Source organism: Advenella sp. FME57, assembly GCF_014897675.1.
Lineage (GTDB): Bacteria > Pseudomonadota > Gammaproteobacteria > Burkholderiales > Burkholderiaceae_B > Advenella.
Window position 1 is genome coordinate 1 of sequence record NZ_JABUXU010000040.1, and the last position, 6,638, is coordinate 6,638.

Annotated in this window: 2 tRNA genes and 3 rRNA genes; all 5 read right to left on the minus strand. The window is 49.3% G+C overall.

The features are described from left to right. Positions 1-44: 44 nt before the first annotated feature. The 5 genes from rrf to INT32_RS21840 all read right to left on the minus strand — a co-directional run bounded on the left by rrf (position 45) and on the right by INT32_RS21840 (position 5,715). Positions 45-157 (minus strand): 5S ribosomal RNA (rrf, locus tag INT32_RS21820). A gap of 218 nt (positions 158-375) precedes the next feature. After that, a 23S ribosomal RNA gene (locus INT32_RS21825) occupies positions 376-3,249 on the minus strand. A 510-nt stretch (positions 3,250-3,759) separates the two neighbouring features. Beyond that, positions 3,760-3,835, minus strand: a tRNA-Ala gene (locus tag INT32_RS21830). 12 nt (positions 3,836-3,847) lie between these two features. Then, positions 3,848-3,924 (minus strand) — tRNA-Ile (locus INT32_RS21835). A gap of 248 nt (positions 3,925-4,172) precedes the next feature. Further along, positions 4,173-5,715 (minus strand): 16S ribosomal RNA (locus INT32_RS21840). Together the 16S, 23S and 5S rRNA genes with 2 tRNA genes alongside form the textbook arrangement of a ribosomal RNA operon. Between the last annotated feature and the right edge of the window lie 923 nt (positions 5,716-6,638).

Here is a 6,638-nt window from a genome sequence, read left to right on the forward strand (position 1 = left end):
CGCCCCGCAATGGTTAAATTGCGGGGCGTTTGAAGGAATAAAAAGCCTGACGATGACCTACTTTCACAGATGTCCATCCACTATCATCGGCGCAAAGGCGTTTCACTGTCCTGTTCGGGAAGGGAAGGAGTGGGTCCACCTTGCTATGGTCGTCAAGCGTAAGCTGGTATGGCTTAGCGCTAGCTGGTTGCTATGCGTTAGCAATTTGGAAGAAGCACAAGCTATATGTATTCGTATCGGGCAGATGAGTCAATCTTGCGTTGGTGATTGATTTTGCTGCAATTTACTTCAGTTTTTTGAACGACACTCAACCGCTATGCTCAGCGCAGTCGTAGAACCATGATTAACATGTCTACTTATAACCTGCAGAGTTATAGGATCAAGCCGCACGGGCAATTAGTATCAGTTAGCTAAACGCATTACTACGCTTACACACCTGACCTATCAACGTCCTGGTCTCGAACGACCCTTCAGGGGGGTCTAGCCCCCGGGATACCTTATCTTCAGACGAGTTTCCCGCTTAGATGCCTTCAGCGGTTATCTCTTCCATACATAGCTACTCGGCAATGCCATTGGCATGACAACCGATACACCAGAGGTATGTCCACTCCGGTCCTCTCGTACTAGGAGCAGGCTCCGTCAAGTATCCAACGCCCACGGCAGATAGGGACCAAACTGTCTCACGACGTTTTAAACCCAGCTCACGTACCTCTTTAAATGGCGAACAGCCATACCCTTGGGACCGGCTACAGCCCCAGGATGAGATGAGCCGACATCGAGGTGCCAAACACCGCCGTCGATATGAACTCTTGGGCGGTATCAGCCTGTTATCCCCAGAGTACCTTTTATCCGTTGAGCGATGGCCCTTCCATTCAGAACCACCGGATCACTATGTCCTGCTTTCGCACCTGTTCGACTTGTCAGTCTCACAGTCAAGCACGCTTATGCCATTGCACTATCAGCACGATTTCCGACCGTACCTAGCGTACCTTCGAACTCCTCCGTTACACTTTGGGAGGAGACCGCCCCAGTCAAACTGCCCACCATACACTGTCCCCAACCCGGATAACGGGCCTAGGTTAGAACCGCAAACAAACCAGGGTGGTATTTCAAGGTTGGCTCCCTACGATCTAGCGACCGTAATTCAACGCCTCCCACCTATCCTACACAGGCCGGTTCACAATTCAATGTAAAGCTACAGTAAAGGTTCATGGGGTCTTTCCGTCTAGCCGCGGGGAGATTGCATCATCACAAACACTTCAACTTCGCTGAGTCTCAGGAGGAGACAGTGTGGCCATCGTTACGCCATTCGTGCAGGTCGGAACTTACCCGACAAGGAATTTCGCTACCTTAGGACCGTTATAGTTACGGCCGCCGTTTACTGGGGCTTCGATCAAGAGCTTGCACCCCATCACTTAACCTTCCAGCACCGGGCAGGCGTCACACCCTATACGTCCACTTTCGTGTTAGCAGAGTGCTGTGTTTTTAATAAACAGTCGCAGCCACCGATTCTCTGCGGCCCATTCGCGCTTTAACACGCTACTAGGGCATACCTTCTCCCGAAGTTACGGTATTAATTTGCCGAGTTCCTTCTCCTGAGTTCTCTCAAGCGCCTTGGAATATTCATCCCGTCCACCTGTGTCGGTTTGCGGTACGGTCATTGTTAAACTGAAGCTTAGAGGCTTTTCCTGGGACCACTTCCTATGACTTCACGAATAAATTCGCTTCGCACCAATACCTTGAATTACGCGGCCGGATTTACCTAACCGCCTTCTCAGTACCAGTCACGGGTACAACCAATCACCCGCTCACATTTCGCAATCCGTCCCCCCATCGCATTTAACAATGGTGTTGGAATATTAACCAACTTCCCATCAGCTACGCATCTCTGCCTCGCCTTAGGGGCCGACTCACCCTGCGCCGATGAACGTTGCGCAGGAAACCTTGGACTTACGGCGAGGGAGCTTTTCACTCCCTTTATCGCTACTCATGTCAGCATTCGCACTTCTGATACCTCCAGCAACCGTCTCCAGCTGCCTTCACAGGCTTACAGAACGCTCTCCTACCGCGTACGGATAAATCCGTACACCCGCAGCTTCGGTATATTGCTTAGCCCCGTTACATCTTCCGCGCAGGACGACTCGATCAGTGAGCTATTACGCTTTCTTTAAAGGATGGCTGCTTCTAAGCCAACCTCCTGACTGTCTATGCCTTCCCACTTCGTTTCCCACTTAGCAATATTTAGGGACCTTAGCTGGCGGTCTGGGTTGTTTCCCTCTTGAGTCTGGACGTTAGCACCCAGTGCTCTGTCTCCCGCGCTGTACTTGCCGGTATTCGGAGTTTGCCATAGTTTGGTAAGTCGCCATGACCCCCTAGCTATAACAGTGCTCTACCCCCGGCAGTAATACGCGAGGCACTACCTAAATAGTTTTCGGAGAGAACCAGCTATTTCCAGATTTGTTTAGCCTTTCACCCCTATCCACAGCTCATCCCCTAATTTTTCAACATTAGTGGGTTCGGTCCTCCAGCACGTGTTACCGTGCCTTCAACCTGGCCATGGATAGATCATCTGGTTTCGGGTCTACACCCAGCGACTAAATCGCCCTATTCGGACTCGCTTTCGCTACGCCTTCCCTATTCGGTTAAGCTTGCCACTGAATGTAAGTCGCTGACCCATTATACAAAAGGTACGCAGTCACCCCACAAGGAGGCTCCTACTGTTTGTATGCACACGGTTTCAGGATCTATTTCACTCCCCTTCCGGGGTTCTTTTCGCCTTTCCCTCACGGTACTGGTTCACTATCGGTCGATCACGAGTATTTAGCCTTGGAGGATGGTCCCCCCATATTCAGACAGGATTTCACGTGTCCCGCCCTACTTATTCGACGCTTAGTACCACAGCAAAGATTTCGTCTACAGGGCTATCACCTGCTACGGCCGGGCTTTCCATCCCGTTCAACTACCAATGCTGCTATCTCGTCAAGGCTGTTCCGATTTCGCTCGCCACTACTTTCGGAATCTCGGTTGATTTCTTTTCCTCGAGTTACTTAGATGTTTCAGTTCACTCGGTTCGCTTCACTGTACCTATGTATTCAGTACAGGATACTGTCAAAGACAGTGGGTTCCCCCATTCGGATATCTACGGATCAATGCTTATTTGCTAGCTCCCCGTAGCTTTTCGCAAGCTATAACGTCCTTCATCGCCTGTGATCGCCAAGGCATCCACCATGTGCACTTAGTCACTTGATCCTATAACACTAAAGGCTATAGGATTTTACTGCTTCGTCTATACAGTGCCTTTTGAATTCACTGCATAAACATGCTGAGTTTTTGCGTTTGTGTGCCGTTCATCAATGTCATTCCTCACTCTCAAATCCACTCACACCCCGTGACTCAGAATAAATCCTGACCCACAAGATAAAAGCGCACTCGATCATGAAGCTTGAGTTAATAGAACTTCATAAAATAATGCAATCACAACCCAATTTTTCATCGTTTACTTACCCGACCCTGGTGGATCGCATAAGTACCCTTTGAATACTTTAGTTGTGCTTCTTCCAAATTGTTAAAGAACATATACAGCCAATAATGCTTTACTTCACCCCCCTCATCCGGGTAAACCCAAATCCGAGAGGATCAGTATTTTAGCACCTTCTTTCTAAAAAAGAAAGCACTTAAATTCTGTGTCTTCGTCAATAAGAACGTGTTTTATGTACGTGGCGCGCCACCGGATAATCATCATGTTTTCACAATCATTATTGGTGGAGGATGACGGGATCGAACCGACGACCCCCTGCTTGCAAAGCAGGTGCTCTCCCAGCTGAGCTAATCCCCCAACAAACCTGTTTGGTGGGTCAAGTTGGAATCGAACCAACGACCCCCGCCTTATCAAGACGGTGCTCTAACCGACTGAGCTACTGACCCAACTTCACATCAGTCAGCAACCGCTCGTGAGGCCCAACAGGCACGCATCTGCGCACCACTTGCTTCACTCGCAAAGCCAACCCCAGCGAAACCTGATTGTTCATCCATATACAAAGCCATCCATACCAATCAACCATTGATAATCAACGCTTGACCCATACAAACACAACTTCGTACACAGACCGCTGTACTCGTTCTTATTAACAACCGATAAGCGTGGACGCTTTCGCTTCGTGCGCTTCGCTCTTAAAGGAGGTGATCCAGCCGCACCTTCCGATACGGCTACCTTGTTACGACTTCACCCCAGTCATGAATCCTACCGTGGTAATCGCCCCCCTTGCGGTTAGGCTAACTACTTCTGGTAAAACCCACTCCCATGGTGTGACGGGCGGTGTGTACAAGACCCGGGAACGTATTCACCGCGACATGCTGATCCGCGATTACTAGCGATTCCGACTTCATGCAGGCGAGTTGCAGCCTGCAATCCGGACTACGATCGGGTTTATGAGATTAGCTCCACCTTGCGGCTTGGCAACCCTCTGTCCCGACCATTGTATGACGTGTGAAGCCCTACCCATAAGGGCCATGAGGACTTGACGTCATCCCCACCTTCCTCCGGTTTGTCACCGGCAGTCTCATTAGAGTGCTCAACTAAATGTAGCAACTAATGACAAGGGTTGCGCTCGTTGCGGGACTTAACCCAACATCTCACGACACGAGCTGACGACAGCCATGCAGCACCTGTGTTCCGGTTCTCTTGCGAGCACTCCTAAATCTCTTCAGGATTCCAGACATGTCAAGGGTAGGTAAGGTTTTTCGCGTTGCATCGAATTAATCCACATCATCCACCGCTTGTGCGGGTCCCCGTCAATTCCTTTGAGTTTTAATCTTGCGACCGTACTCCCCAGGCGGTCAACTTCACGCGTTAGCTGCGCTACTAAGCCCCGAAGGGCCCAACAGCTAGTTGACATCGTTTAGGGCGTGGACTACCAGGGTATCTAATCCTGTTTGCTCCCCACGCTTTCGTGCATGAGCGTCAGTATTATCCCAGGGGGCTGCCTTCGCCATCGGTGTTCCTCCACATATCTACGCATTTCACTGCTACACGTGGAATTCCACCCCCCTCTGACATACTCTAGTCCGGTAGTTAAAAATGCAGTTCCAAGGTTGAGCCCTGGGATTTCACATCTTTCTTTCCGAACCGCCTGCGCACGCTTTACGCCCAGTAATTCCGATTAACGCTTGCACCCTACGTATTACCGCGGCTGCTGGCACGTAGTTAGCCGGTGCTTATTCTTCAGGTACCGTCATCAGTTCCGGGTATTATCCGAAACCTTTTCTTCCCTGACAAAAGTGCTTTACAACCCGAAGGCCTTCATCGCACACGCGGGATGGCTGGATCAGGGTTTCCCCCATTGTCCAAAATTCCCCACTGCTGCCTCCCGTAGGAGTCTGGGCCGTGTCTCAGTCCCAGTGTGGCTGGTCGTCCTCTCAAACCAGCTACGGATCGTCGCCTTGGTAGGCCTTTACCCCACCAACTAGCTAATCCGATATCGGCCGCTCCAATAGTGAGAGGTCCTAAGATCCCCCCCTTTCCCCCGTAGGGCGTATGCGGTATTAGCCACGCTTTCGCGTAGTTATCCCCCGCTACTGGGCACGTTCCGATACATTACTCACCCGTTCGCCACTCGCCGGCAAAAGTAGCAAGCTACTTTCCCGCTGCCGTTCGACTTGCATGTGTAAGGCATCCCGCTAGCGTTCAATCTGAGCCAGGATCAAACTCTTCAGTTTAATCTCTGTTTAATTGCCATTTAACTGTTTAAATAGGTAAATGGTCGCTGCTTCACTCAAAAGAAATAACGTTTATAGTGATATAAACCTTACTTCTGTATTTCAAGTGAGCGCTTAAAATATATATTGTTAGCATCACAATCTAACCAGGTACCCCCGGATAGACCATGTTGCGCACTCATTCCAAGCGCCCACACTTATCGGCTGTTAGTTGTTAAAGAGCATCTTTCTTCTCACTCCCACTGGAGTAAGCGGTGACATTGCGCTGTCACATTCGGCGTTCATACTAAATTAAAGTACAACTCGCTCATATTTATTACTAATTACTTAGTGCCAAATACTTACTGCTAAATTCTGTACTGCCTTACCGCTTCCTCTCTCTTGCTGCCGTCACACCGTTGTGTGTCATCAGCAGAGAAACGAGATTATGAAGCATCTGGTTTTTGTTGTCAAGGCTTTTTTTGCAACAGCTCGAAAATTTCTTTTCTCACCAACTTCAAAAAATCCCTTCAAACTCACTACAAAACCACTTCACTTCTCAGTAGTGTAGCCCGCTATTATGAACCACTCAGAAACAAAAAGCAAGAACTATTTTCACTTTCTACTTCTTCATGATCAGCTTTTCGTTTCCTTATCGACCATCGCCAAAGCGACCGCCAAAAACAAAAAACCACTCATAACCACTCGCCACACCTTCTGCGACTCCCCCACCCAAACATACCGAAGTACATTCACAACGCTTTGATTTACCTAAAGAATTTGCCGCTCATGCGGTACCCTTCTTGTGGTGCCCTGCGTTGTTTGTTAAGCAGGAAAGATCGAAACTATAGCAAGCCATTTGACCCTTGGCAAGCCCAATTCACAAAATACTTTACCCACGCAGCCGTTTTAAGATCCGTAATTACCCTAAGCGCATGATTTGA